Source organism: Methylibium rhizosphaerae (assembly GCF_006386545.1).
Classification (GTDB): Bacteria; Pseudomonadota; Gammaproteobacteria; order Burkholderiales; family Burkholderiaceae_C; genus Pseudorivibacter; species Pseudorivibacter rhizosphaerae.
In genome coordinates, this window is record NZ_SWAR01000040.1 from 1 (window position 1) to 26,761 (window position 26,761).

Consider the following 26,761-nt stretch of genomic DNA (forward strand, 5'->3'; position numbering starts at 1 on the left):
AGGGCGGCAGTGACGAAATCTACGGAGGCGACGACGCCGACTACATGGTCGGCGACGACCGTGATCCGGTTCGCGCACCCCTGAGCACGCACGGCAACGACTACCTGGATGGTGGTGCCGGGGCCGACCAGATATGGGGCAGCGGCCGCGACGACGAGCTCTTCGGCGGCGTCGGCGACGACCTGCTCTTCGGCGACGACGCGGGCGACAAGGTGGACGTGCTGGTTCACGGGCGCGACTATCTCGACGGCGAAGACGGCAACGACCAGCTGGCGGGCCAGGGCAGTGACGACACGCTGTTCGGCGGTGCGGGCAATGACCAGCTGTGGGGCGACGACACGCAAGACCGTGTGGCTGTTTCCGCGCACGGCAGCGACCACCTCGACGGCGAGGCGGGCAACGACCAGCTCGTCGGCGGCGGGGGCCGGGACACTTTGTTCGGCGGCACCGGCAATGACAACCTGTGGGGTGACGATGACGCGCAGAGCGTCGCTGCGTCGGCTCACGGCATCGACTATCTGGACGGCGAAGAAGGCGACGACCGCCTGACGGGCGGCGGCGCGGCCGACGTCCTGTACGGCGGCGCCGGCAACGACACCATGCTCGGTGACGACGAGTCCCTGGAGGCGTCCGCGCATGCGGCGGACTACCTCGATGGCGGCGACGGCGACGACAACCTGGCCGGCAACGGCGGGGCCGACACGCTGCTGGGCGGGGCGGGCAACGACGTGCTGCTGGGCGATGGCCTCAACAGCCATGCCGAAAGCGACAACGACCGCGACGACCACCTCGACGGCGGTGATGGCAACGACCAGCTGGCGGGTGGCGGCGGCAACGACACGCTGCTGGGCGGCTCGGGCAATGATGCGTTGCTGGGCGGCTCGGGCGACGACCGGCTGGACGGCGGCACCGGCCTGGATGCCCTGCTCGGCGGAGCCGGCAACGACACGCTGGTGAGCGACGGGGACGACTACCTCGACGGCGGCGAGGGCGATGACGTCTACCTGATCACGCAGCAGGCGCCGTCCGTCGTCAACGGTGTGATGACCCAGATCGTGCCAGTGGTCAACGACGCGAGCGGCACCAGCACGATTCGCATCGCCGGCAGCGGCACCGAAGCGGCCGATACGCAGGTGTTCGTGCAGGACGGCACGGTGTACGTGGCCGTGGGCAACACAGCCGCGGTGGCTCTGGGAGCGGCCTCGAACCTGTCGTCGATGACGCTGCAGACGGGTGATGGCGAGGCGCGCTCGCTGCAGTCGATTGTCGATGCCGGCAGTTCAGGGGGCGAAGTGCGCTCGGCCCTGTGGCGGGCTGGCGAAGGGCTGAGGTGGTCGGACAGCCTCGCCACGGCTCAGACGCTGCTCGGCTCGGCCGGGCGGGATCACCTCGCAGGCGGCTCCGGTGCCGACTTCCTGGACGGCGCAGCGGGTGACGACCGGGTCGAAGGCGGGGCTGGCGCCGACATGTTGGTCGGCGGGACGGGCAGCGACCTGCTGGCAGGTGGGGCGGGCCGGGACACGCTCAATGCCAACACGGCCGCCGGCGACGACGGCGCTGCCGATGTCTACCTGCTGTCCCGCGGAAGCGGCGAGGACTGGATCACGGCACAGCCCGGTGATGGTGACGCGCTCGACGTGATCCGCTTTGGCGAGGGCATCACCGCGGCAGACCTGCAGCTCAGCAATCTGCGCGAAGGCACTTCGCTGCGCGGGGTGCATCTGGCCATCAGCTACGGAAATGGTGATCGGCTGGTTCTGGACCCCGGCGCCGAGGGGACCATTCGCGAGCTCCAGTTTGCCGACGGCACGGTGCTCTCCATGAGCGAGATCGTCGCGCCGCTGCTGGTGCGGGCGCCTGACGACGACGGCATCATCCACGGCTCGCAAACGGATGACCTGTTGGCCGGCACGCAAGCCAACGACCACATCCAGGGGCATGGCGGCGACGACGTGCTCGAGGGTGGTGCCGGCGACGACCGTCTCGCAGGGGGGGCGGGCTTCAACACCTATCGGTTCGGCGGTGACAGCGGTCATGACCTCATCGAGGTGACGGCGGGAGAGCGAGGGCTGCTCGAGTTCGATGGTGAAGTGAGCATGGCGCTGGACGGCAACGACCTCCTGCTGAGCAGCGGACCCAGCTCGCTCGTGCGGATCAGCGGCTACGGCAACGATCCTGCCGTCGCCGCGAGCTGGCGAATCCGCATTGGCTCGGGCAACACGCACGTGCTGGGCGACTATGTCGCGGAGCATGCGGTGCAGGCGGGCGTCGACCTGTCTGCCCGCAGGCAGCGCTTCGTCGATGAGCAGCTGTGGCAGCTGCGCACCCAGGGCCAGCGTCGCGACTCGGCATTCCCCGAACCCTTCACGGTGCCGGTGCACGTTCGGCAAGAGCACCTGCAAATGCTGGAGGGGCGGGTCCTGGCGCACGAGGCGTACCTGACCGACGGCGAGACGGTCAGAACCGTGACGCAAACACGGACAGAGCCGGTCTATGAGACGACGAGCGTCACGAACTCCCCGGCGCTGAGCGGACGCTTCGTGCCGCTGTCCGAGCTTGCAAACTATGGCCCCTATCCCAGCGATGCGATCCAGGTGCGTGGTCCAAGGATGCCGGACGCATCGGGATCCACCGACGGGCGGGGCAACCTCCTCGGCGTCATCATCCCGCCCGACACCCCTTCGGGTTCCGGGCTCACCTCGCAACGGCGGATCGTGGGCTACGAGACCGTGACCGAGACCTACACGGTGGCGTCTCCCGCAGACACCGCCACCCAGGCACTCATCAGCGGCACGGATGGCGATGACGTGGTCCTGCCGGCCGGCACGGACAGGTCGAGGCCCGCGCGGTTCCGCGGCTCGATTGAAACGGGTGCCGGCAACGATCGCGTTGCACTCAACAGCCTCTACGACGCATGGGGCACGTCGTGGGCAACCCGTGACAGCGACTGGAGTGTCATGCCATGGGCCGATTACTCCAGCTTCAACACGCAGCACTACCAAAGAGGTCTGGGCGCCTGGATCGACCTGGGTGATGGGGACGACGCAGCGTCGGGCACAGAAGGTCATGACTTCATCCGCGGCGGCTCGGGCAGCGACTGGCTCGACGGGCAGGCCGGGGCCGACACCTACTACATCGAAGCCACCGGGCGCGATGTGGATCGCATCGCCGACCTGGCGTCGTTCGATCCGGCGGCTGACTACAGCTTTCTGTCATATGGCGGAAGGCTGAACGACGCGAACCTGGACGTGGTTGAGTTCGACGCCGGTGTGGCACTGCAGGACCTGAGCTACCGCTGGGGATCAGTTGATCCTTCGACGGGCTTGCAGACCCTCGAGCTGCTGCTTCAAGGTCGCCCCTTCCTCCAGATCGACTACAGCCCGCGTACTGCGCAGGGAGGCACGGCGCCGCTGCTGAGCGACGAAGCCCTGGAGCGAGGGTTTCCGGGCGCGACGCGCGCCGAGATCCTCTCGCGCGAGGTGTCCATGGAAGGTGTGGAGCGCTTCCGGTTCGCCGACGGCACCTTGCTGAGCGTGCAGCAGCTGCTGGCAGCGTTGCCGGTGAACGAGGAGCCAGCGGCTCCGCTGGACCTGTCCGGCACGGGCAGGGGGGACTTGTTGCAGGGCGGCACAGCCTCGGACTTGCTGAACGGCGCCGCAGGCAATGACCGGCTGGAGGGGCGCGCCGGGGCCGATGCCTTGCTTGGAGGTGCCGGCGACGACGCGCTCTATGGCGGCGCCGGCGATGACAAGCTGCGCGGCGATGCCGCCACCACCCCGGTGGTGGTGCGTGCCCGCGCCCAGCTGGTCAACGGCGTGGGCGCGCGCATGCAGCTGTGGCTCGATGGCGAGCTGGTCGGTGAGACGCAAGTCGACAGCACGATGTACACCGACTACCGATTCGACGTGGCCGCCGAATTGGGCCGCGACGCGCGGCTGGACGTCGTGTTCACCAACGACTACTACGCCAACGGCCAGGACCGCAACCTGTGGGTGTCGCTGGTGACGGTGGGCGAGCACGCGATGCGCACGACCGACGCCGGGGTGGTGATCGACAGGGGTGCCGGTGCACAGGCATTCGATGGCGTGAACACCATTGCCGGACAGAACGGCCTGCTGTGGAACGGTGCCTTGCGCTTCACCGTGCCGGCGCTGGCCTTTGCCGGTGCGGGAACATCCGGCGATGACATGCTGGATGGCGGTAGCGGCAACGACACGTTGGTTGGCGGCGCGGGCGACGACGTCTACCTGGGCGGCGCCGGAGCCGACCAGTTGGTCGACCGCGCCACCGCCTCGGACGACCTGTACCGATGGGGTCGCGGCGAAGGTGCCGACACACTCAGCGATGCGGGCGGCCATGACCGGCTGGAGGTCATGGGCGGTGTGACGGCCGATCAGCTGTGGTTCCGCCAGCTGGGTGACGACCTGGAGCTCTCGGTCATCGGCAGTGCCGACCGCTTCACGATCGACGGCTGGTATGCGGATGTGGGCCGGCAGGTGGAGACGATCGAGTTGTCCGACGGCAGCACGCTGCTGAACACGCAGGTGCAGGCGCTGGTGGATGCCATGGCTGGCTTTGCCGCGCCGGCCGAAGGCGAAACCACGTTGGCCGCGTCGTATCAGGCCACGTTGCAGCCGGTGATCGCGGCGAACTGGCATTGAGCGGGCAGTCTTCGCCCAAGGTGCTGTTCGCCTGGGAGCATGGCCACAATTTCGGTCACGTCTCCCGCATGCTGGCACTGGCACATGCGACGGCCCAGGCGGGTGCTGAGCCTGTCTGGGCCTTGCCCCTTGCCCGGCTCGATGACGAGGCCTTCGTGCGGACGGGGCGCATGCGTTGGGCTGCTCCGACGCTTGCACGGGTGGTTGCGGCTCGCGCGCCGGTGTCGTATGCCGACGTCCTGCTGGGCTTGGGATTCGCCGATGCCGCAGCGTTGCTGAAGGCTGTGCAGGCGTGGCTGCAACTGTTTGCGCAGGTGCGGCCCGCCGCCGTGGTGCTCGACTACGCGCCGGCGGCCCAGTTGGCCGCTCACCTCGCGGGGCTGCGTGCTGCGCAGGTCACCAATGGATTTGACGCGCCTCCGCCCGGCTGCCCGCCCTTTGGCTGGGGGGTGCGCGGTCCCTACATGGAGCGCACCAATGCTCGCAAAGTGGCCGCGCTGGACGAGGTCATCCGGTCGGTGGCGCGCGCGGTCGGGCGCGACGCGTCGCTGCGGAGCTTCCTGGCGCACCCGACACGATGGCTGGACTGTGTTCCGGAAACCGACCCCTATGGCGACGCACGCGCCGGTGAATCCCGCTACGTCGGGCCGCTGGGGGCGCCGGGCGATACCGAAATGGCCCCGTGGCCCGACGCTGCAGGGTCGCAAGCGCCGCGGGTGTTTGCGTACCTGAGGCCGGCTGCGCCGGTGTGGGACACGTTGCGCGCGCTCGCCCAGGCCGGCGCGAACGTCCTGTGTGTCTGTCCGGGGGCGCAAGCCACCATGCGGCCCGATCTCGGCCCCGCCGTGCATGTGGTGGAACGCCCGGCACCCATGGGCGAAGTGCTGCGCTCGGCAGATGCGGTCGTCAACTACGGATCCACCACGTTCGTGTGCCAGGCCCTGCTGGCCGGAAAGCCGCAGCTGATGCTGCCCAGCGATGTCGAGAAATGGCTGGTGTCTCGGCGTGTGGCGCAGGCCGGAGCCGGTGTGGTGGTGCGAGGCGGCGACCGGCTCGATGATGCTGTACGGCTGTTGCTTTCGCGCTCGCTGCTGCAAGGTGCGCAAGACGTCGCACATCGATACGCCCGAAAGGATTGGGCCGCGGAACTGGCTCACTTCACCGGCCATGCCGTCAGAGGCGCCGCAGTGCCGGCCATCGGCGACGCCCGCCCTTGAAACCGGCCACCGACGCAGAGGTCCTCGCAGGCACCTCAATGACCGGGATGTGACAGAGACCGTGAATCCAAGCTCGGCCTTCGCAGATCGTGGCGGGAGAACTCATGATCAATTCTTCGGAAGGTACGAAGAGATCAGCACTGTTCCCAACGACTGGCAGCCATCTCGAGCCACCACACGACTCAGGTACCCGTCCACTCTGGCAGCGTGCGCATCAACGGTTCGAGCTGATGGATTACCGCCTGAAAAAGGGGCTCTATCGCGCCGTCCCCCTCTGCTGCGACCAACGCGGTCTCCAGCGCCTCGGCTGCCTGCTGCAGGTCGAACATGCCCAGCGTGCCGGCCACGCCCTTGAGATCGTGCGCGCAGCGAATGGCTGCCTCCGTGTCGCCATTCGCCCGCGCGCTGCGCAAGCGCACCTCGAAATCGGCCTCGCGCTCGCAGAACATGCTCAGCAACCTCCGGTACAGCGCCACGTTGCCCCTCACCGACGCCAGGCCGGCGCGTGTGTCCATCCCAGCAAGCGCGTTGAGCGATGGCCCGCCAGGGGCCCGCACCCAACGCCCCAGGGTTGCGAACAGCTCGACCACGTTGACCGGCTTGGCGATGTGGTCGTTCATGCCCGCGGCGAGCACCCTCTCGCGGTCACCCGCCATGGCATTGGCCGTCATCGCGATCACCGGCAGATCCTTCAGTTCGGGGCGCAGGCGCAGCGCGCGTGTCGCCTCGTAGCCGTCCATCACCGGCATCTGGCAGTCCATGAGCACGGCATCGAAGCGCTCACCTTCGAGCTTGGACAGCGCCTCCCGGCCATCGCAGGCCACCACCACGTCGATGCGTGCCCGCTGCAGAAGGTCGCAGGCCAGTTCCTGGTTGATGGGGTTGTCCTCCACGAGCAGGATGCGCGCACCCGACAGGCTGGCCTGGTGCGCCTGCAGCTGCTCCTGCCGCTGTTCGCGGCGCCGGAGGTGCGCCACCGGTCGTCCAAGTGCGACCAGGCAGCTGTCGAGCAGTGTCGAGGGCGTGACGGGCTTGGGCAGCAGGGCCGCCACCTGGAGGTGGCGCGCCCGCAGTTGGTCTTCGGCCTGGTCGCGGTTGAAGGCAGTGACCATCAGCACCAACGGCGGCGGATGCCTGCCGCCGCGCTGCACGAGCCGGGCCACGCATTCGATGCCATCGATGCCGGGCATGCGCCAGTCGAGCAGCAGGAGTTCGAACGGGCGATCCTCGGCATCGGCGCGAGCCACGGCGGCCAGCGCGGCCTCGCCGTCGGCTGCCGCCTGCGCCTGCAAGCCCAGGGATTCCAGCAAGGCTTGCAGCAGCTCACGCGCCATGGGATGGTCGTCGACAACGAGCACACGCACGCCCTGCAGCTCGCCGGCCTGCGGCAACGGCTGGCTGCCAGGCTGCAAACCGAAGGGCAGTGTGAAATGGAAGGTGCTGCCGCGGCCGGGTTCGCTCTCGACGCCGATGGAGCCGCCCATGCAGTCGGCCAAATGCCGGCAGATCGCCAGGCCCAGGCCGGTGCCTCCATAGCGCCGGCTCATGGACGCGTCGGCCTGCGCGAAAGGCTGGAACAGGCGCTCGCGAACTTCGGGCGCCATGCCGATGCCGCTGTCGCGCACTTCGAAGCGAAGCGTCGCGCGCCCTGCCTCGCGCGAAACGAGGGATACCGCCACCGTGACCTCGCCGCGGTCGGTGAACTTCACCGCGTTGTTGCCCAGGTTCAGGAGGATCTGGCCCAGCCGCGTGGGATCGCCCAGCAGCGCGGTGGGCAGGTCGGGTGGCAGCATGAACAGCAGCTCCAGCCCCTTCTGCTCGGCACGCATGCCCACCACGTTGGCCAGCTGGTCAAGCACGTCGCCCAGCTGGAACGCGATGGTCTCGATCTCCAGCTTGCCGGCCTCGATCTTGGAGAAGTCGAGGATGTCGTTGATGATGTGCAGCAGCGAATCGGCTGCTGCGTGCACTTTCTCGACGTAGTTGCGCTGCCGCGCATCGAGCTCGCTCTGCAGCGCCAGGTACGACATGCCGAGGATGGCGTTCATCGGCGTGCGGATCTCATGGCTCATGTTGGCCAGGAAGTCGCTCTTGGCGCGGTTGGCGGCGTCGGCAGCGTCACGTGCCAGCGCCAGGTCCGTGGTGCGCTCCGCGACGCGATGCTCCAGCGTCTGGAAGGCCTGCCCCAGCTCGGCCACCATCACGTTGAAGGCTCTCGCCAGTTCGCCGACTTCGTCCGGCGCCTCGACCACGACGGGGCGCAGTTCGCCCCCCGCGCTCGGCGAATCGCCGCTGCCGCCACCCGCGGACCGGCTCCTCGCTGCGATCCCCTTTACCGCGGAGGTCAGCGCCAGAATGGGGGCGAGGAATCGCCGCACCCAGAAGACCCCCAGCGTCGCGCCCAGCAGCAGGATCGGCAGCGACGCCATCAGGATCACCGCGACCGTTTCACGGATGTTCTGCAGCGCTCCCGAGCGAGACAGGGCCATGCCGAGGGTGAAGGGCATTTGCTCCTCGAACGTCCAGGGGTGCAGGATGACGTAGAAGGATCCCTGCGCAGTCGAAATGGTGTCGCGCAGACTTGTCGTGCTGCCTTTGAGCCGGGCCGTCTGCAGAGCCTTCAACCGCGCTGCGCCGAGCTCGGGGAGCATGTGTTGCTGCAGGTGCTCGCCATCGGCGGAGACCAGGACCGGCAGGTTTCCGGTCTTCCTGGCGATGCCTTGCAAGTAGGCACCGTCGATGAGCTTGCGGAAGACCAGCACGGCAAATACGTCCGGCGGCGGGCCCGCCATGGCGTTCACCTCGCGGTCGGCGCCGGCTATCTCGACGTCTGAATAGCCGCGCGCCCTCGGCAAGCCACTGGCCTGACTGAGAAAGTCCGTCGCCTGCGCCTGCAGCGGTACGCTGATCTCGATCGCGGTGCTCTCCGGCGTCGGGAACGCAAACGACACACGGGGCTGTCGCAGGTCGGCCTTGGGGCCATCGCCCAGGACTCGGGGGCTCCCCTCAGGCCAGGCGGGCCAGCTTTGCAGCGGCAGATTTCCCTTGGCGTCGACCGCAGCCTTGACCCATACCTCGCTGCCGCTTCGCCTTCGCACCGTCATTCCCGCCTCGGCGCTGGATACGTAGTAGCGCAAGCTGCCGCCGGCATAGACACTGATGCTCGAAAAGCCGCCCGAGCGCAGTTCGCGATTCAGTCTGTTGATCGAGACTGCCTTGCTGAAGGCGATTGTCCGGTCGATCTCCACGCGGTCGGCGGTGGCGCTGATGCGGTCGGCCGAGATCTCGCGCGCAACCAGATCAGCCAGCTGGTTCGACAGCGTCGGGTCGCCAGCAGCACCCAGGGCCACCTCTCGCAGGCGCAGCGTCAGGTCTTGTAGTTCATCCTGCCAGGAGTTCAGGTCGCGATCGAGCGCTGCGAAAGCGGATTCCTCGTTCTGCCGATTGGTGGAATACGATGCGAGCAGCGCGTACAGTGCGGTGGTCAGCGCCAGCACGCCAATCAGCACGAGCAGGATCTTGCGCTGGATGCCGGACGTCATGGACGGTAACCGAGATTCCTTGCAATGTCCGCATCGATGATCTCGGCCGCCTTGCTGAGCTCGACCTGCACGTCGCCGCCATTGACGATGGCGCTGACCGCCTTGGCAAAGACTGGACTGATGGTGACGTAGGCGGGCGTCGCAGGGCGCGGCACGCCCAGGCCGGCGGCATGTTGCAGCGCGAACATGCGCAACGGCCCATTCGGCCCGTACAGCAGCGTGCGGGCCGGCACGGAGCGGCGCGCGGGCACGGAGGCGCTGGCATCCGCCATGCGCCGGATTTCCTCGCGTGACATGAGGTGGGCAATGAAGGCCCAAGCCGCAGCCGGCTCCTTGCACGTGCTGCTGATGGCCCAGCTCCAGTTCCCCATGCCTGTCTTGATGCCATGCCCGAAGTCAGGCAGCGGCATCAGCACCAGGTCGTCGCCCAGCGCCTTGCGATAGGGCTTGTACCTCCAGTGCCCGGTCCAGGACAGTGCGACCCGCCCCCGTTCGAAGTCGTCGGCTCGATCGACGACAGGTTTGCTCCAGCCTTTGCGAAACCACTGTTGAAAGCGCTTCATGGCCTCAACCGACGCCGGTCCGTCGAGAACCCCCTTGGCCGACTGGAAGTCCGATCGATCGATCAGGTCACCACCGAAGCCCTGCAAGATCGGCGAAAACGCATAGGCCGAAAACTCGCTACGGACGTAGTAGATGGAAAAGTTGATCGCGTAGTCCACATCCTCCAGTGCGGTGAGTCTCTGCAAAGCCTGCTCGAATTCCGCAAGGCTCCATGGCGCTTCCAGCGTGGCCACGCGCACACCGGCTGCGCGAAGAAGGCGGCGATTGCCCCACAGCCCCAATCCTGAGTCGGTTTGCGCGAGCGAATACAGACGGCCGTTGTAGGTGCCCTGCTTGATGATCGAAGGCAGCAGGTCATTCAGCAGCGCCTTGGGCACGAACGGGTCGAGCGCTTGCAGATAGCCGGACCACACATAGCTGGACAGGAGAGGGCCATCGAGCGAGATCACGCACGGCAACCGGTTGCCCATCGCCGCATTGCGCACCATTTCGTCATACCGCCAGACACTGGAGAAGTGGACGTCCACCTTGACGGCACGCTGCTGGAGGTTGAAGGCCTTGGCCGCTTCCGTGATCTCCGGGTACTCCCCGATGTTCGGGCGGGCAGGCGCCCACACGGTGATGATGCTCATGGCGGCGGCCGGGGGGGGCTTCCCAGCCGGCGGGGCGGCGTTCGCCAGCCCCACGAGGAAGGCTCCGGCGGCCACGGCAGCTCCAGTCAAGCGCACGGCCAGGCTCTGCATCGGGCAGGATCGAATGTCGTTGGCACGGAGGGAAACCATCTCACGGGAACCTCTGGTGCAGTGTTTCGTTCTGCCTTGAGCGAAGCGGGCCGGATCGCGGTCTTGGTCTTCACGGCCCGGGGTGTTCAGAACGCGTAGTTGATGCCAAGCACGACTGCCCTACCGTTGACGGCGGCACCTGTGCCGATCGGCAGGCCATCGATCGTGCCGTTGGCCTGCAGGCTGGCCAGGCTGCCCGGGCTCATGTGGCCGTCAGCCAGCAGCTTGTCGAACAGGTTGTGCACGTTCAGGCTCAGCGTGGCGCCGGGCAGGAACTCCCAGTGTGCGTTCAGGTGAACCTGCACCTCCGACGGTGCCTCGTACTGGGAGACGGTGTCGACGCTGTTGCGCCCGCGGCCGACGAGCATCACGCCCCCGGTGAAGCCGCCGACCCGGTAGCTGGGCGCGAGCACGTACAGCAAGCGCGGCATCCTCGCTGGCCGATTGCCGACGCCGGACGAAACCAGGTTCTGCGGGTCGGGGCCCTGGGCGTTGGCAGTGACCTTTGCGTCGATCCAGGTGATGTTGGCCAGCATCGCAAACCCGCCGGACCTGAAAGAGCTTTCCAGCTCAAGGCCGGTTGCTTTGTAGCCGCTCTGGAAATAGGTGCCCGTGGGTCCCCTCGTCAGGTCGAAGTTCGACGAATCGTAGGTGCTGTGGAACAGCGTCGCGTTGGTGCCGTAGCGCAGGCTGCCGAACTGCCCGCGGTTCTTGATGCCGAGTTCCTGCTGCTTCACTCGGCTGACGACCTTCTGTCTGCCCGATTCGTTGAGGGAGCCATCGGGATTGGTGTAGCCCGACAGGATGTTGCGGTCGACGTTGAAGCGGCCGCCGTGGCTGACACGCGCGAACACGCTCGTGTCCGTGTTCAGCGCGTACAGGGCGCCTGCCGAATACGAGCTGTAGCGGGCGGTGTAGTTCAGCGCTTCGTGCGTGGACGGGTCCAGCAGAGACCTGGACACGAGCGCGCCGCCGATCAGGCCGGTGGTGGTGGTGGCGGCGCTGGCCGACTCGGCCCAGCCCTTCACGCGCAACCTGTCGTGGCGCACACCCACGTCGAGCTGGACCTGGCCGCTTTCCCAGTTGGCGTTCAGGTAGGGCGCACTGTTTTTGGCGCTGATGTCGTACGAGCGGTTGGCGCCCAGGCCGAAAGCCGTGTTGTAGCTCGAGACGCCGTCGAGGGTGAGGAGCTGGCCCGTGGTGCTGACCAGGTCCAGGCCCGCCGGGTTCACGCCTTCCAGCGTTTGGTAGTGCGCGTTCGGGTGCCAGTCCTGCGCGATGCGCTGGTCCATGTAGAACAGGCCGCCGGTGAGCTGCACGCTGCCTCCTGCGAGGTCGAAGGCCTTGCTCACGCTCAGGTCGTTGGCCACGCTGCCCATGTCGCGTATGCGGGTGTAGACCTGCGGGCCGGTGTTGACATACGTGCCGTTGAACGGCTGGCCTGCCAGCGGGCCGTTGGCGTAGACGATGCTGCCAACGGTCTGGCCGTTGACCGTGGAGCCGACGATGTTCGAGGCTCTGGTCAGGCGCATGAAGTTGTTCGAGAAGCTGCCGCTCATCTGCGTGTAGCGGAACTTGTCGTCGATCGTGAGACCCCCGCCCGGGGTGAGGTGCAATTGCGCACCGTAGGCACTCGCGACGGGGCGCAGGCCATCGGACTTCTTCTTCGACAGCTCGCCGGTCGTGCTGTCGAGCACGTTGATCCGCTCGTTGTAGATGCCTACCGTGGTGCCGGTGCGGGCATCGAAGCCTGGGAACGGCGACAGGCCGCTGAAGCCGCTCGGGCCTGCGTGCACGAGAGACGGGTAGCCGGTGTACACCGGCTCGGCGTCGTCGAGCCGCTTCAGGTACAAGCGCACGAAGCCCAGCTCGCCGAGGCCTTTGGTCATGTTGGCCTTGAGCTGGTAGCCCTTCTGCGCATCGAACCCGGGGTCGCGCAGGCCGCGGCCCTTGATGGCGTAGCCGTCGATGTGGAAGCGCAGGTCCCGGGCGAGTGCACGGCCTGCCGCGAAGTAGGCCTTCGTCGAGTTGTAGTTCACTCCCCCTTCCAGGCCGATGACGCCACCGGGCACCTCGCCGGTGTCGGACACGTAGTTGATCACCGCGCCGGGGGCGCCGGAGGCCAGCACGGAGGCCGAGCCTCCGCGCACGGCTTCGATCGTGTTCGAGCGGTTGAAGCGAATCCAGTAGTCGTTGTTGCCGAAGTTCATGTCGCCGAACAGTACGGTCGGCAGCCCGTCTTCCTGGATCTGCACGAAGGGCGCGCCGCCGGTGGTGATGGGCAATCCGCGCACGGTGATGTTGCCGTTGCCGCCCGGGCCGTTGCCGCCGTGGTCGACCATGCCCGGGATGAGGCGCAACACTTCAGACTGCGTCTGCGGGTTCAACGCTGTGACGAGGTCGTCCCCGATCGTGGTCACCGACAGCGAATTCTTGAGCTTGGACTTCGCCACTGATGTAGCGGTCACGACGACGCGCTCGAGGTTCAACGGATCAGCCTGCCGGGCCTCCGACCGTGCAGCGTCCGCCGAGTCGGATACAGGCAAGGCCGCCGGAGCCGGCGCGGTCTGGGCCATCGCAGGGCCGGCGAGGAACGCCGCAAGCGATGACGTGCTGAGCTGCGCACGCAACGAGGTCATGCGCAGCCGCCTTGGCGGGCGCAGAAGCGTTTGGTTCACGGTGGATCCCCCTCTTCCTGGTAACAAAATGCTCCATGGTCCTGAAGTGGCTGTCAAGGTAAGCGGCCTGCGGCTGGCGGCAACACAACCATCACAAGGGAAGGTTTCACCGATGCATCCAGTACAACGACCGAGGCGCTTTGTTGTGATTCCGCGGCGCCACGGTGCCGCCGAGTTGGCGGTGCGGGCGCAGCCGCTGCGGCTCCTGAAAACCCTGGCGGACCGGCGTGCCGAGGCGCACGCGCTGCCAGCCTTGCAGGTGGTCAACGCGTCGTCGCCGGACGGGGCGGTGCTGGTGGAGCGGGAACACCTGTCGGTGGCGTAGCTGCGGGCTGCCACGGCCTCGGATGCCACGGTACTCGAGGAGCAGTGGTCCCGGCTGAAGCGGCCAGCACGGCCGTGGTTCCAGCACCATCCCACCGGGCTATCACGGCCACGGGTGAGGGCGGGTCATGCCATGGACTGGACGGTGACCGTGGTGCTCGAGGGCGACAAGCCGAAGCGGCTGGCCGATGCCCGGGTGACGGTGATGACCGACGAGGCGAAGGGCGTCGGCGTGGAGGTCGTGACGGACCGCTACGGCCGGGCCGCCTTCCAGCTGAGCGACAAGGTTCGGGTGCTGGATGCGGTGTATGTCGACCCGCGGCACAGCGGCTGGCCAGTGGCCTTGACGCGGGTGCCGCTGGCGCCGGGCGGGATGCAGGTGGGGGTGCCGCGCATCGATTTGTCGGCTCCGGACGTGCGGGGTTGGTCTACGGCAAGCCCGGCGCCGGCGATGGCCGCGGTGTGCGGGTCGGGGTGGTCGACACCGGTGTCGGCCCGCATCCGGCGCTGAAAGTGGAGGGCGGCCGCAACACCACCACCGAGGCGGTGCAGCGGTTTCGGGACGAGGACGGCCATGGGTCGCATGTGGCCGGGGTGATTGCCGCTTCGGCGGCCGGCTGGCGGCGGGGCGAGGCGAGTGCGGTCAAGCTGCGGGCCTACCGGATCTTCGAGGCCGGAGATCCTTATGCGTCGACGTTCGCGATCCAGGCGGCGATCAAGCAGGCCGCGCTGGACGGCTGCGACCTGATCAACCTGAGCATCGGCGACAGCATGGCGGACGCCGCGGTGCACGACGCGGTGCGGTTTGCGTGGGAGCGCGGCAGCGTCTGCGTGGCTGCCACCGGCAACGATGGCCGCGGGCAGGTGGACTACCAGGCACGGTATCCGGAGGCGGTCGCGGTGTCGGCGATCGGCCTTGAAAACAGCTGGCCGGCCGGCACGTTTTTCGAGTGGACGCTGAGCCCGCACCGTGGCCAGGCCATCGGCGGCCATGTGAGCTTCCTGGCCGGGTTTTCGAACCGGGGCACCAAGGTGGCGCTGACAGCGCCCGGCGTGGCGGTGCTGTCAACGATCTTCGGTGGGCGCTGGGGGCGACCGAGGCGTCCGGGCGCTATGGGTCCCCATAGCGGACAGGAGGCCTACCGCATCAGGCAGCGGCAAAGCCGACGTTTGCGGCCTACGTTCTAGGTGAGGCGGGCCTTGCCCAATGCCGTTGGGACTCGCCTCGACCGAGTGGCTACGCAGCACTTCGCGGCTGTGCTGCCCATTCAGACTTCTTGCCCTTCATGCCTAGGGGCAAGGCGACACCGACCCGATGCCTTGACATGGAGTCTCCCGGCGACACGTTTGCAAGCATGACAGATGCGGCATCCGCGAACGGGATGATCATTTCTGGAATTTTCATCGCAAACATCGGGAGAACCAGTGGTGCCGGCAAAGCCTTGGTGATGGACGGGAGTGGCGCAGGCAAGGAATCAATGCTGACTCGAAGGCGCTCCAGTCCAACTGGCGCCTGCTCGACCATTGGTCCAGGACACAGGAGGCGCCAGTCGAGTTTGGACCGTTGAAGACGTTCGTAGTTCTTTCGATGCGGCCAGTAGGTGCTCCGGACCTTTGGAAGGTCCACGCCAAGTCTCCCGGTTCCATCGAGCGGAAGTAGCGCCGCGCCAGCGAGAAACCAGCACACTGGGCGCTTGTTGTGCTCGATTGAATCGAGTGCCGTGACAATGCGTTCCACTAAGGTGACGAAGACCTCTCCTTCAGTCACTACGCCAGCGCAGGACACGAACGCATCATGCGAAGCGGCGAATGACGCGATCTGCGCCGACGTGGCGGATGCGAGATCGATGTCAAGCACGTTGGCACGCTCAGCAATCTCGGGGAGCAGCCGGGCTCGGCTTCGAACGGCGACAGACACGTTCCATCCTGCAGCGAGGGCCTGTCCAGCAACGTGGCGACCAAGATTGCCAGTTGAACCGAGAACCGCGATGGAAGTCATTTGTGCAGCCTTTGCATGTTGAAGCTCTCGATTCCGCCGAAGAATCCCAAGTCGAACAGACGCTGGAGGCACCTGCGGTTGAGCAGCAACCCAGGTCCTTCTTCGGCATTGACGTTGCCAGGGCTGGGCTTGATGTGGCCTGGTTGGATGGCGCGGTGCTTCACATTCGATCACACCGAGGAAGCGATCGGCGGGCTGCTCGAGCGAGTGGTGATGAAGGCCACCGGTGGATGGGGTACCGAGCTCGCCAGCGCGCTCATTCACGCGCTGGCTTGGCAGCGGCCATGGTCAAAACTCGGCGTTGGCTCAGTGGTTGTAGTTCATGCCTCGACCCGCGAGAAACACCCTGCCGTAGGCGCGCGTGTCAGCGACGATCGCACCGACGCCGCCGAAGCGGTGCGCGTCATCGTCGATTCGGGTCCAGTTCGAGCCGGCATCGTCGGACCGGAATACGCCGTAGACGTAGACGCCATCGACGAGCAGCCGGCCCACGAAATAGACGGCCGCCGAGTAGGACGACCGCGCAGCAGGCACGCCCAGGGCCACCTTCATGGCGCCATGCTGGGTGGTGTTGCCCATGCCCACCTGCGTTCCCGGCAGTTTCGTCCACGTGACACCGGAGTCGACCGAGTGCCACAGGTTGTTGGCGTCGGCCAGCCAGATGTCGCCTTCGGCGAACGGGTTGACCGCCATGTCGGTGTTGTTGAAGCTGAACGGCAGCCAGGTCTGGGCACTCGCGGTGAAGGTGCGCCCGCCGTCGCGCGACGTGTAGAAGCGGCCCGCATCGGAAGGGTTCCAGAAGTCGCCGCCGTGGTCGTAGGCGTACACCTTCAACGGGTTCTTGCGGTCTGCCGCGATGTGGTAGCCCGCGTTGTAGGCAGCGGCCGGCTTGGGGAGGTTCGTGGCGTGCCAGGTGCTGCCGTTGTCGGTGGAGTAGTAAGGGATCTCGCCCGCGACCGACCAGATGATGTTCGAGCCATCTGCCGTGACGGCCACCTTGGAGTGGTCGCCGGTGGTCGTCGCGGTGGGAGGTGAACTTGCGAAGTTCGTCCAGGTGACACCCGAGTCGTTGGAGTACACGCCGGTCGAGACCGCGGACCCCTTGGGGAAGAACGTGCCCACGGCGACGATGTACTCGGGGCGGTTCCATGCCATGTCGATGCCGGTGCCATTGCCGCCGCCCAGGTCCGGAGAGCGCGTGGGAGAAGCGGTCAGGGAGGTGTGGACGTACAGGCCGGTATCGCCATGCCCGCTGAGCAGCGCGTAGGAGGCGCTGGGCGGCGGCACGGTCATCGCCAGGTTGACCATTTCCTCGATGCCGTCGACATCGAAGCGCCAGTGGGGCTTCCAGTCCGCGGTCGAGAAGGCATCCTGCGTCGACATGATGCCGCCGCCGAGACCATACGACACGTGGTTGGGATTGAAGGGGTCGATCTGCACCGCATCGGGCCAGCCCCAGTAGCCGCCGACGTCGTGGTAGTTCCGGCTGCCATTGGCGTCACCGGACCTGCCGATCTCGTGCCAGGTGGCGCCCGCGTCCGAAGAGGCCATGGCAATCTGCACGTACTCCCTGTCGCCCCACGTGCCGGTCACGCCGAAGACGATCTTCGTGCTGGCGCCGCTGCCGTGGACGGAGACACCGCCGATGCCGCCGTAGTAGCTGCCGACCCCGGGTTGTCCGTTGGTGGAGCGGGTCAGCTGGGTCCAGTTGCCGGCACGGTCGAGCTTGTACAGGAACGACGGCGCCCCGGCACCAGGGCCGGGGCCATAGGAGAACGGCACGTAGAACACGCCATCGGCCGCCCGGGCCATGCGCGGGATGTGCAGGTTCGGAAGGATCGACACGGCAGGCGAGCCGGTGACTTCGCCCGCGACCTCGCCGGGGAGCGGAATGCCGGTCCAGCTGGCTCCGCCGTCGGTCGACTTGTACAGGTAGGACGACAACCCGGCGAGGCCCTGGTAGTCGGGCGCGACGCCGACGTAGAGCGTGGGCGTGGCGGTGCCGGTGGGTTTGAATCCGCTCGTCGGCACCGTGGTGTCGAAGACCACGAACTCGACCCCGATGGGGCTGCCGCCGTTCGCGTTGCCCATCTCGTCTTTCGTCATCACACGCGACGACAGCGAGGTGACCTGGCTCCAGTGCAGCCCGCTGTCCGTGCTCTTCCACAGCCCGGCCGTGCGGGAGCCATAGAACATCGTCGACGGAAGATTCGGGTCCACCATGAGCCGCTCGCCGATGCCGCGGCCCCCGTTGTTCGAGCCGACCGGAAAGGGCAGCGTCACGTGGTTCCAGCTGTCGCCGCGGTCGGACGAGTAGTAGAAGCGACCGTTACCCCATTGCACCGCCATGCTGGTGGTCATGTAGACCTTGCCCGGGTCGTTCGGATCCACGGCCATGCTCTCGGCACCCTGGTGGCCGCCGTCCTCGGGCGCGAACGCATCGGTGAGCGCCGTCCAACGCGAAAGGGCCTCGTCCCAGCGGTACACGCCGTCCATGTCCGTGCGGGCGTAGCGCAGGTTGGCCACGGTCGGGTGGTACAGGATGCCGGGGATGTAGCCGCCGCCGCCCATCTTGACCGTCGTCCAGCCGGTGCGCGGAGCCCCGCCGGCGTCACCGCCAGGGCCGGAGCCCGCACCGGTCGCACTGCCGGACTCATCTCCACAGGCGGCCAGGCAAGCGATGACGGCCGCGACAGCCATCGATCGCCGCCATGGCCCGAGGCCCCCCGTGGGATGGGTCACCTGCCCACTGAACGTCGTCATCTTTACGAATTGTGGATGGATCATTTGAGTTTCACGCCGCCCGAGAGGCGGTACTGGATGGTCTTGCGGACGAAGTTGCCGCCGTCGGTCTCCGCCGCGGTCTGCTCGTGATGCCCCGCCCCGAAGAGCAACGCGGCGATGTGGGCGTCGGCGACCTGGTCCATGTGCCCGAAGAACCAGTCCACCTTGTCATCCCGGTAGTGGTTGAGGGTGTTGTCCAGTGCCATGTTGCCCAGCGGGATCTGCCACAGCACGACAGGCTTGCCGACAGTCTCTGCCATCGCCTTGTAGAACCCGAGCGCCTGCGCGGCCTTCTCGTCGTTCCAGTAGTTGTCGTAGCCGCCGTTGGCCGGCAAGGCGTACCAGCCGGCATCGCGGTCGGAAACGTCGGCGACGAGGAAGTCGGCATCCTTCGCACCGAGATCCAGATAGTCCTCACCACATTTGCGCGCGTTGCTCTGCCAGTCCCAGCAGGACAGGTGCATCCCGACGGTGGTGTTCGGCGCGTACTTGCGGGCCATCGAGATCAGGCAGCGGGCCAGGCCGGCGGCGCTGTCTTCGTGCTTCCCGCAATCGGCTGGATTGGCGGCGGCGACCTGTGCCGGCACCTGGTGCGGATCGCCGAGCGAGCGCACATAGCCCCAGAAGTCGGGCTCGAGATCGACCATGACGCGCGAGTTCCCGATCTTGCGGAGGAAGAAGCGGTAGTCGTCCATGTAGCGGGTGAGCAGATCCAGCCGGGTGATCGCCACGACCTCGCCCGGACCGTCGCCAGAACCGGCGAGGTCCCCGAGGTCGCGCAACGAGTACCAGGTCCAGAAGAAGATCTGTGGGCGCGGGGCGCCCTGCCACGTCGCCTGGGCGACGTGGTCGTTCCACCACGTCACGTAGGTGCCCGGTGCGGTGGTGCTGCCGGGCCAGCAGCCCCACCAGCTGGTCCACGCGTCCTTGCACAGCGCCGCCTCGTAGTAGTCCGGCGAGGGGGCGGGCTTGCTGTGGACGTAGGCATAGCGCACGTCGAAGGGCGCGCTGGCGGCGGTCTCGTCGGACATGCCGCCGCCGATCATCACCGTGTCGCTGCCCATGAAGGTGAGCGAGGACCCCGGAGGACCGCCGGGCGTGGGGGTGGAACCCGTGGGTTGACCGCCACCGCCATCCCCGCATGCGGCCAGACAGGCGAGCAGCACGGTCGAGACGGACCGGAACAACGCTCGCTGCAAGCGCGTGCCGTCGCCGTCCCGGCCTGATTCCGGGGCCAAGGCGCAATCATTCAGAAGCTGCTGCATGCAGGATCCTCGCTGCTGTTTCTGATTCGATGAGGCCGCGCAGAATGCGCCGGCCCGTGTGCGGAAAATGAAGAGTCGTCATGCCGAATCCGGAACGCTTCGGACCGGATTCAGGCTGCAAGACTCGCGATTTCCTTTGCAGTCAATGCATCCGTGCGCTCGTCCGCATAGCCCGACGCGCAGATGGAGTACCTGAAGTTGCCGCCCTTGGGCACGAGGCGCATGTGGGCGATGCCGTCCTGCCCGACAAACAGTAGGCAGGTGTCGTAGCGCAGCACGTTTGCGTGGACCCACACGGCAATCGTGAAGTCGCTCAGGTCCTGGAACAGCCCGGCCGGAAGCTGGAGGTGCGACATCCGGCCGTCGAAGGCGACCGACTTGCTGCCGCCCACCCGCCCCTCGGCCCATGTGGCGCCGCCCATGAGCGGCGCATCCAGCCGAACGCGGCGTCCCGCGTCGTCCACCCACCAGCCGCTCGCTGCCGTGCCGGTGCCGTCGTTCAGCGCGAGGGCATAACGCAGTTCGCCGGGCAGCGCGATGCGCGCCGCCACCGACGCCGGTGCAGCGCCCGGGCGGTCGGCCGCGACGGCTACGACACGGTAGAACCACGTGCCACCGCGCGGTGCGTCGGTGAACGTGGTCGCCTCGCCTGCTGGCACCTCGCCGATCTCCATGAACGGACCGGGCGCCGCCTGGCCGCGCTGCACCTTGTAGCTCGTGGCCCCCGCACTGCCCCACCAGGACAGCACCGCTCGGCCATCGACCCCGATCACGCTCAACCCTGACGGCGCCTTCATCGGCCCGGCGTAAGCCGCGCGACGGTGCGTCAGCGTGGGGTACACCATGTCATCGCCGTTGCCCGACCAGTGGTTCTGCTCGCACAGCGCCAGCATGCGAGCGACGTTGGGGGCCGCCAGGCCCATCCGGTTGACGTAGTGGTTGTAGATCGGTTCCCAGCAGCCGCGGTAGTTCAGGAACGACTGGTTCACACGTGTCCAGAATGCGCCGCCGTTCGGCTCGCGCTGCACTGCGAACGGCATCGCGTAGGCATTACCCTGCGCGTCCTTCAGATTGGAGCGGGCGACGTATTCCGCGCCGGCGAGGAAGCGGTTGTTGTGCAGCCCATACAGGTCGTCGCCCTGGTTCCACGCCATCTCGAGCAGCGCGCCGCAGAGCGACATGCCCAGCGTCGCATGGCCTTGGTCGCGTCCGCTTTCCTGCCACTGCCCCAGGTGGCCGGGGTGCATGAAGTACACGTTGTGCGGCGACGCGCCGTTGCCGAACATCCGGCGGTACTCGCCTCGGCCATTGGCCGTGTAGTAGTTGTACGCGAGCATGTACAGATCGTGCCGATCGCAGAAGATGCCAATCGCCATGATTCCGCACAGGGCCGCGAGGTCCCAGTTGGCATGTGCCTCCAGGTGCAGCCATTTCTCGGTGACGTCGTTGAGCCAGATGACCGAATGGGGGGCGAAGACCCTCACGAGCATGTCCTGAAAGCGCGCGAGGCGCTGCGGCGCCCAACCTTCGTAGTCCCGCATCAGTTCGCCGACCTGCGCCCACTGATGGCCCTGCATGCCTGCGAGCAGCCAGCCGGTCCAGTCCTCCGGCGCACCGGACCCCGCAGGCCTGGTCCACACCTCCGTCAGCGTGGCCGACCAGGCATCGAGCGTCTCCACCGCCTTGTCGGCGTAGCGCGTGTCGCCTGACAGCTTCCAGCGCAGCGCCAGGCACCACGCCCGCTGGATGTCCCAGTACATCGTTCCTGCATTGGTCGCTCGATAGACACCTGCCTGCGGGTTCGGCCCGAGGCTCAGGTCGATGGCCCGTTCGCTGCCCAGCCGGTTCCACCAGTCCAACCAGGGTCGCTCGCCGGCCGCGATGTGGCCGCGAATGCGCGCGATGTCGGCGTTGCTGATGAGTGCGCCGGCATGGCGGAGCTGTCCTGTTTCGGATGCGCCCTTTGCGGACTCCGTGCCGGGGTTCTCCGAATGAATTGAAGACCCGTCCGCCAGCCTGCCGCCGCATCCGGAAACGACTGGAAGCATCGGCAGTGTGGCCAGCCCGAAGACGACCGAGCGGCGAACGCGGTTCGCCGGTACGACGCTCCCTCGAAGGTCTTGGGTCGCAGCGATCTGGAACCCGGGCGGATCAACGGTCGAACTCATGCGATCAGTACAGAAGCATCGGAAGCCAACGGTACTTCGGTCTGAGCGGGCAGAAATGATGGATCGTGAACCGTGGCTTCGTAGCTGCGAAGTTCAGCGCCGTGGTCACCGCTTCACCGCCCGTCCAACGCGCCGAGGCGCGGTCAGCTTGGCGCGCAAGCACGAGTCAGGACCCGGCGCGGGAAAACGCGCACCTTCCGCCCCGCTCCGGGTCAACGTTTCATCATGACTCGCAATGGCCTGGATATCGACCATGTCGCCATTGCAGCGCCGCTTTGCTTCGCGTCATGAACATCAATCAATGACACGTCGCGTTCAACGGTTCATGCCTGCTGCGGGTCATGGGAAATGAAGAAGGCAAGGCGCCATGGAAAACAGTGTGAGTTCGGCGGAAGCCCTCCGGATGTGAGCAGGGCTAGCGGAACGACAGTGTCGTGGTCACCTCGCGCAACATCTCCCGTGTGCTCGCGACGTCCGGTCCGATGTGCCTGTCGATGCGGCGCACGTAGGGGCAGGTCATGACGGCGACCGCCTCATCGTGCGGCCCGAGGATCGGCAGCGACAGGTCGATCACGCCCTCGGCCTGCCGGCTCTTGCCTTGCCAACCGCCGGAAGCGCGGACCTTGTCGAGCAGCGACGCGAGTTCGATCGGGTCGATATGCGACTCACCCTCGATCGGCTCGTGTTCGCGCACCATCTCCGCGCGACGCAGCTCGGTCTGGAACGCCAGGAGCACGTGCCCCGACCCGGTGTCGAGCAGGCTCACGCGCGCGCCAAGGCGCAGCGACATACCCCAGGTGCTCGGACTGTTCACCTGTGCGACCACCGTGAGGTTGCCGCGGTCGTGAATGCACAGATGGCAAGACTGCTCGGCCGCCTTGCAAAAGCCATCCATGAGGGGCAGCGCGCGCGCCACCAGGCGCTCCACCGGCGGATGGCGCGACCCGAGGACGAACAGTTTCAGGCTCAGTGCATAGCGGTCGCCTTCGGGCGAGCGGGTCACGTAGTCGCGTGCCACCAGCCGCTCAAGCATGCGGTAGATCTCGCTTTGGCTGCGCCCCATGGCGCGGACGATCTCCGCGCGGGTGAGTCCGAGTGGCTGCTCGGCAAGCAGTTCAAGGATGTCCAGCCCCTTGTCGAGGGCAGGTGCGCGATAGCGCTCGATGTCTTGGGTGTTCAAGGCGAATCTGACGAGGGGGCAGGGGGCCCAGACCATATCGCATCGGGCGCGGGAAAGGCTCACCCATCGGGAACGGACGCCCCGGGTTAGCCCGGATGGGCGGTTACCTGATGGTTACGGACAATTCATATATGGACATAACATTCATAGATGAACATGCTGGTGTCAACCAGGCCGGTGGTCGGGCTGGCCGCCTGGAGGGCAAGCGTCTGCTGATTACCGCAGCGGGCCACGGCATCGGTCGGGCAAGTGCCCTGGCGTGCGCCCGCGAAGGCGCCAGCGTCGTGGCGACAGACATCGACGTCCCTGCTCTGGCAGCCCTGAGGGAGGAATACCCGGCGATCGAAGTTCATCGCCTCGACGTCATGGATGCCGACGCCATCGTCGCCCTGGCTGCGCAGCTGCCAGCGCTGGATGGCCTCTTCAACTGCGCCGGCTTCGTGCACGAAGGCTCGGTGCTCGATTGCGAAGAGAACGCCTGGCAGTTCAGCTTCGGGCTGAATGTCACCGCGATGTACCGCACGGTCCGCGCGTTCCTGCCCGGCATGCTGCGCCGCGCCGAGGAGGCAGGTGTCAGCGTCTCCATCCTCAACATGGCCTCGATGGCCTCGTCGGTGAAGGGCTTCCCGCGGCGCTTCGCCTACGGTGCGAGCAAGGCCGCGGTCATCGGCATGACCAAGGCGATCGCAGCCGACTTCGTCAAGCAGGGCCTGCGCTGCAACGCGCTGTGCCCGGGCACTGTCGACACGCCGTCGCTGCGGCAACGCATCGCCAACTCGGTGGACCCGGCACAGGCCGAGCGCGACTTCATCGCCCGGCAGCCGATGGGCCGCCTGGCCAGTGTCGACGACATCACCCCGCAGGTCGTCTACCTGCTCGGCGACGAGTCGCGCTTCGTCACGGGTCAGGCAGTGCTGGTCGACGGCGGCGTGACGATCTGAACCATGGCCATGCGCATCGACGACCATGCGTCCCTCCGGGACAACTTCTGTCGCCTGCCGCTGGAGTGCCCTGCATGAAACCTCCAGGCGCTGACGATCGTCGCGTGATCTCCGCGCAGGGCGTGAGCAAGTCCTTCAGCGGCGTGCGCGCGCTGGAGGACGTCTCCTTCGACCTGCGTCCCGGCGAGGTTCACGTCCTGATGGGCGAGAACGGCGCCGGCAAGTCGACGCTGATGAAGATCCTGACCGGCATCTATCGGCGTGACGCCGGCGCGATCCTGCTCGACGGCGCGGCGGTCGACTTCGGCACCCCGCGCCAGGCACAGGCGGCGGGCATCAGCATCGTGCATCAGGAACTGAACCTGATGAACCACCTGACGGCGGCGCAGAACATCTTCATCGGTCGCGAGCCCCGGCGGGGCTGGCTGCTCGACGAAGACACGCTGAACGTGCAGGCGGCCGCGCTGTTCGATCGCATCAAGCTGAACCTGGACCCGCGCACGATCGTCGGCACGCTGACGGTCGCACGCCAGCAGATGATCGAGATCGCGAAGGCGCTGTCGCACCAGGCCCGCGTGCTGATCATGGACGAGCCGACCGCCGCGCTGAACCGTGAGGAGGCCGAGGACCTGTTCCGCGTCGTGCACGACCTGCGCGCACAAGGCGTCGGCATTGTCTACATCTCGCACAAGATGGACGAACTCGCACGCATCGCGGACCGGGTCACGGTGATGCGCGACGGGCGCCACGTCGCCACCGTCGCGATGGCCGAGGCGTCGATCGACCAGCTGATCGCGATGATGGTCGGCCGCGAGCTCGGGCAGATGACGCGCGAACCTGTCCCTGAGCCCAGCGGCGAGCCGATGCTCGAGGTGCAGGGTCTGGCGCGCCGCGGCGTGCTGCACGACGTCTCGTTCCAGCTGCGCCGCGGCGAGATCCTCGGCTTCGCGGGCCTGATGGGCGCAGGCCGCACAGAGGTCGCGCGCGCCGTCTTCGGCGCCGACCCGATCGACGCCGGAACCATCCGCGTGCGCGGCCGCGAGACCGCGATCCGCTCGCCGCAGCAGGCCGTCGCGGCGGGCATCGGCTACCTCTCGGAAGACCGCAAGCACTTCGGGCTGGCCACGGGGCTCGCCGTGCAGGACAACATCCTGCTGGCCAGTCTTGCGCGCTTCCGCAACCGACTGGGCTTCGTCGACGATGCACACGGCCGCCGCGTCTCTCAGGACCTGGTGCAGCGCCTCGCGATCAAGACGCCGAACCTGGAACAGCTGGCGCGCTTCCTCTCGGGCGGCAACCAGCAGAAGGTCGTGATCGCGAAGTGGCTGCTGCGCGACTGCGACATCCTGTTCTTCGACGAGCCGACACGCGGCATCGACGTCGGCGCCAAGGCCGAGATCTACAAGCTGATCAAGTCGCTCGCCGCGCAGGGCAAGGCGATCGTGATGATCTCCTCGGAGCTGCCCGAGGTGCTGCTGCTGAGCCACCGCGTGATCGTGATGTGCGAGGGGCGGATCACCGGCGAGCTGCACGGCAGCGCCGCCACGCAGGAAAACATCATGCAACTCGCCACGGCCCGCGCCGAGCTGCCCGCTGCCGCCTGACGCAGCGCACCGCATTCCCATTCGAGGACCGCCCATGACTCTATCGACCACCCTGCCGGCACGCGAAGGCACGTCGCGCCTGAAGGCGATGGCCCTGAACCCGCAGACGCGCCAGAAGCTGCTCGCCTTCGCGAGCCTCGTCGTGCTGATGGTCTTCTTCGGCTTCGCGTCGCCGAACTTCCTGCAGACCGAGAACCTCGTGGCGATCCTGCAGGCCACCGCAGTCAACGGCGTGCTCGCGATCGCCTGCACCTTCGTGATCATCTCCGGCGGCATCGACCTGTCGGTCGGCACGATGATGACCTTCTGCTCGGTGATGGCCGGCGTGTTCCTGACCTACTGGGGGCTTCCGCTGCCGGTCGGCATCGCCGCGGCGATCGTGTTCGGCGCGCTGTCCGGCCTGAGCTCGGGCGTGCTGATCGCGAAGCTGAAGATCCCGCCGTTCATCACGACGCTCGGCATGATGATGGCGCTCAAGGGCCTTGCGCTCGTGATCTCGGGCACAAAGCCGATCTACTTCAACGACACCGAAGGCTTCACCGCGATCTCGCAGGACTCGCTGATCGGCGCCGTCGTGCCGGCCGTGCCGATCCCGAACGCGGTGCTGATCCTGTTCCTGGTCGCCGCGCTGGCCAGCGTGGTGCTCAATCGCACGGTGCTCGGTCGCTACACCTTCGCGATCGGCAGCAACGAAGAGGCGGTGCGGCTGTCCGGCGTCAACGTGACCTTCTGGAAGGTCGTCGTCTACACGGTCAGCGGCGCGATCTGCGGCATCGCGGGGCTGCTGATCGCCTCGCGGCTGAATTCGGCACAGCCAGCGCTCGGGCAGGGCTACGAGCTCGACGCGATCGCCGCGGTCGTGATCGGCGGCACCTCGCTGTCGGGCGGCACCGGGACGATCCTCGGCACCATCATCGGCGCTCTGATCATGAGCGTGCTGACGAACGGCCTGCGCATCCTGTCGGTCGCGCAGGAATGGCAGACCGTGCTGACGGGGGTGATCATCATCCTCGCGGTCTACGCCGACATCCTGCGCAAGGCCCGCAGCTGAG

At 67.1% G+C, this 26,761-nt stretch carries 16 protein-coding genes; 8 read left to right on the top strand and 8 right to left on the bottom strand.

Annotated elements, in window-relative coordinates:
* Window positions 1-44 precede the first annotated feature (44 nt).
* Window positions 45-4,661 carry a carbohydrate-binding domain-containing protein gene (locus E8D38_RS29380; protein WP_281286146.1) on the top strand — a complete coding sequence of 1,539 codons (4,617 nt, stop codon included), beginning with the start codon at window positions 45-47 and terminating at the stop codon, window positions 4,659-4,661.
* Between the two features lie 68 nt (window positions 4,662-4,729).
* Entirely contained in the window at window positions 4,730-5,878 is a 1,149-nt protein-coding gene (locus E8D38_RS22525; RefSeq protein ID WP_219851832.1) for a glycosyltransferase, read from the top strand.
* Window positions 5,879-6,060: 182 nt separating this feature from the next.
* Here E8D38_RS22525 and E8D38_RS22530 read toward each other — a convergent pair whose 3' ends face one another.
* The 3 genes from E8D38_RS22530 to E8D38_RS22540 form a co-directional block, all read right to left on the bottom strand.
* Entirely contained in the window at window positions 6,061-9,420 is a 3,360-nt protein-coding gene (locus E8D38_RS22530; RefSeq protein WP_140635851.1) for a response regulator, read from the bottom strand.
* Window positions 9,417-10,616: an ABC transporter substrate-binding protein gene (locus E8D38_RS22535; RefSeq protein ID WP_181179343.1), complete on the bottom strand. Its 1,200-nt coding sequence runs from the start codon at window positions 10,614-10,616 to the stop codon at window positions 9,417-9,419. Before E8D38_RS22535 ends, E8D38_RS22530 begins: the two co-directional genes overlap by 4 nt.
* Window positions 10,617-10,852: 236 nt before the next feature.
* Entirely contained in the window at window positions 10,853-13,405 is a 2,553-nt protein-coding gene (locus tag E8D38_RS22540; RefSeq protein ID WP_181179345.1) for a TonB-dependent receptor, read from the bottom strand.
* Window positions 13,406-13,556: 151 nt separating this feature from the next.
* Between E8D38_RS22540 and E8D38_RS22545 the strand changes: the two genes are divergently transcribed.
* From E8D38_RS22545 to E8D38_RS22550, 3 genes are all read left to right on the top strand, one after another.
* Window positions 13,557-13,769: a hypothetical protein gene (locus E8D38_RS22545; protein WP_140635858.1), complete on the top strand. Its 213-nt coding sequence runs from the start codon at window positions 13,557-13,559 to the stop codon at window positions 13,767-13,769.
* A 132-nt stretch (window positions 13,770-13,901) separates the two neighbouring features.
* Window positions 13,902-14,279 (top strand): hypothetical protein, encoded by a 378-nt coding sequence (locus tag E8D38_RS28415; RefSeq protein ID WP_181179347.1) that lies wholly within the window; start codon window positions 13,902-13,904, stop codon window positions 14,277-14,279.
* Window positions 14,192-14,956: a S8 family serine peptidase gene (locus tag E8D38_RS22550; RefSeq protein ID WP_181179349.1), complete on the top strand. Its 765-nt coding sequence runs from the start codon at window positions 14,192-14,194 to the stop codon at window positions 14,954-14,956. The genes E8D38_RS28415 and E8D38_RS22550 overlap by 88 nt, the downstream gene beginning before the upstream one ends.
* Before the next feature lie 49 nt (window positions 14,957-15,005).
* Here the strand turns inward: E8D38_RS22550 and E8D38_RS22555 are convergent, their stop codons facing one another.
* The 5 genes from E8D38_RS22555 to E8D38_RS22575 form a co-directional block, all read right to left on the bottom strand.
* Window positions 15,006-15,767 carry an NAD(P)-dependent oxidoreductase gene (locus tag E8D38_RS22555; protein WP_140635862.1) on the bottom strand — a complete coding sequence of 254 codons (762 nt, stop codon included), beginning with the start codon at window positions 15,765-15,767 and terminating at the stop codon, window positions 15,006-15,008.
* A gap of 306 nt (window positions 15,768-16,073) precedes the next feature.
* Complete coding sequence (locus E8D38_RS22560; RefSeq protein ID WP_219851834.1) at window positions 16,074-18,467, bottom strand: glycoside hydrolase; 2,394 nt, start codon at window positions 18,465-18,467, stop codon at window positions 16,074-16,076.
* Window positions 18,468-18,550: 83 nt separating this feature from the next.
* Window positions 18,551-19,816 (bottom strand): hypothetical protein, encoded by a 1,266-nt coding sequence (locus E8D38_RS22565; RefSeq protein WP_219851836.1) that lies wholly within the window; start codon window positions 19,814-19,816, stop codon window positions 18,551-18,553.
* 110 nt (window positions 19,817-19,926) lie between these two features.
* Complete coding sequence (locus E8D38_RS22570) at window positions 19,927-21,984, bottom strand: alginate lyase family protein (RefSeq protein ID WP_140635864.1); 2,058 nt, start codon at window positions 21,982-21,984, stop codon at window positions 19,927-19,929.
* A gap of 415 nt (window positions 21,985-22,399) precedes the next feature.
* Entirely contained in the window at window positions 22,400-23,200 is an 801-nt protein-coding gene (locus E8D38_RS22575) for an IclR family transcriptional regulator (RefSeq protein ID WP_140635866.1), read from the bottom strand.
* A gap of 95 nt (window positions 23,201-23,295) precedes the next feature.
* Between E8D38_RS22575 and E8D38_RS22580 the strand changes: the two genes are divergently transcribed.
* From E8D38_RS22580 to E8D38_RS22590, 3 genes are all read left to right on the top strand, one after another.
* On the top strand, window positions 23,296-24,105 hold the full coding sequence (locus E8D38_RS22580; RefSeq protein ID WP_140635910.1) for an SDR family oxidoreductase: 810 nt from the start codon (window positions 23,296-23,298) through the stop codon (window positions 24,103-24,105).
* 74 nt (window positions 24,106-24,179) lie between these two features.
* Window positions 24,180-25,709, top strand: coding sequence for a sugar ABC transporter ATP-binding protein (locus E8D38_RS22585; RefSeq protein WP_140635868.1), 1,530 nt, complete (start codon window positions 24,180-24,182; stop codon window positions 25,707-25,709).
* An 88-nt stretch (window positions 25,710-25,797) separates the two neighbouring features.
* Window positions 25,798-26,760 (top strand): ABC transporter permease, encoded by a 963-nt coding sequence (locus tag E8D38_RS22590; RefSeq protein ID WP_246099615.1) that lies wholly within the window; start codon window positions 25,798-25,800, stop codon window positions 26,758-26,760.
* Window position 26,761: the final 1 nt, after the last annotated feature.